The 1400-nt window shown below is 30.9% G+C and carries 2 protein-coding genes; both read left to right on the top strand.

The genetic code is table 11. From position 1 onward, the window contains the following. Positions 1-387 precede the first annotated feature (387 nt). Positions 388-813, top strand: a complete 426-nt coding sequence (locus tag B2U95_RS10685; protein ID WP_296316145.1) for a hypothetical protein — start codon at positions 388-390, stop codon at positions 811-813. 277 nt (positions 814-1090) lie between these two features. After that, the coding region (locus tag B2U95_RS10690) for a transposase (RefSeq protein ID WP_296316147.1) at positions 1091-1400 on the top strand (310 nt) is incomplete at its 3' end.

Raw genomic sequence — 1400 nt, forward strand, 5'->3', positions numbered from 1 at the left:
CTAAAATTAAAAGGTTTAAATCACTTTTTTCAAGAAAGCAAAACAGGTAAAATTGATGAATACAGTAAAATAGAACAGACATTTTCTCCAATAGCATTGAAAGAAATATCAAACTGGGTTTTAGCACATCTTAAATAATACATAAATACGTGTGGTAACAACGTGTATAATCAATTGCTAGTTTACAGCCTCTTACGAAAGTCCTCGCGGACTTTTTGTCTGTGATTTATTTACTAACTTCCGTGCTTAAAACACGCAACTAACCATACACAACACGTTGCCAAACATAGTAAAAAAACCTTACCGAAAGGAATGACCAATGGAAAAATAGAGTTCGAAGGAATCGGAAAAAAGGAGTTGAATGTCATTACAATAAGATAGAAAAGAATGAAACCAAAAACTGCAATTAAAATAATACTCTATGTATTAGTAGCTGTAATACTTTTTCATTTAAGCATTATGCTCAAAATAGTTCCTTATGAAATCACTTGGGGAGGAAGATTAAAAAATGATTCCGAGATGTATGCTTTTGAAACTATTTCTATCATAATCAATCTTTTTTTATTTTTAATCTTATTGATAAAAGGAAAGTATTTAAAAGAGTTTATTCCAATTAAAATTGTGAATATTACTTTATGGGTTTTCTTTTTATTATTTGTATTGAATACCGTTGGAAATATTTTTGCCAAAACTAATTTCGAAAAATATTTTACTCTATTAACATTCGCTTTTGCAATTCTAATTTGGATAATTCTACGAAAAGAAAAAACTAATAAAAAAAAACCTAAACGTAATAAGGACTTTCCAACCTAAACGGGTTTGAAAAATGGAATAAAGGAATTCTCACTCGGAAGGATTAAAAACAAAGAGAAACGCAACGGAAACAGCTCGCTCAGACGGAAACTACATTTGGCAACACCGTATAAAATTAATTGCTGGTAAAAGCCAGTTTACGAAAGTCCAAACGGACTTTCTTGGTTCGTGTTTTATTTAGTAAATTATCTGCTTAAAACACGCAACTAACCATACACAATAACGTTGGCATTCATTCTGACCCGTCCTGAAATAAGGCTACATAATTTTAAACATTATGTATAGAAATGACAAAGTAATTAGACGTTACAGTGAACCTTTTAAATTAAAAATTTTAGCCGAACTTACAATCGGAAAACACACAAAGAGCGAACTTTGTAAGCTCTACTCTATTGCACCTACAACAGTTAATGTGTGGATTAAAAAGTACAATCGTAAAGACTTAATGAATACCAGAGTAAAAGTGGAAACCAAAGACGAAATATCTAGAATTAAAGGACTTCAAAAAGAGATTGAACTGCTTAAAAAACTACTACTTAAAAAGGATCTCGATGCTATGGTGCTGGATTCTTATCTCGAAGTAGCAG

Origin of the sequence: Winogradskyella sp. UBA3174 (genome assembly GCF_002364335.1) — a bacterium.
Lineage (GTDB): Bacteria > Bacteroidota > Bacteroidia > Flavobacteriales > Flavobacteriaceae > Winogradskyella.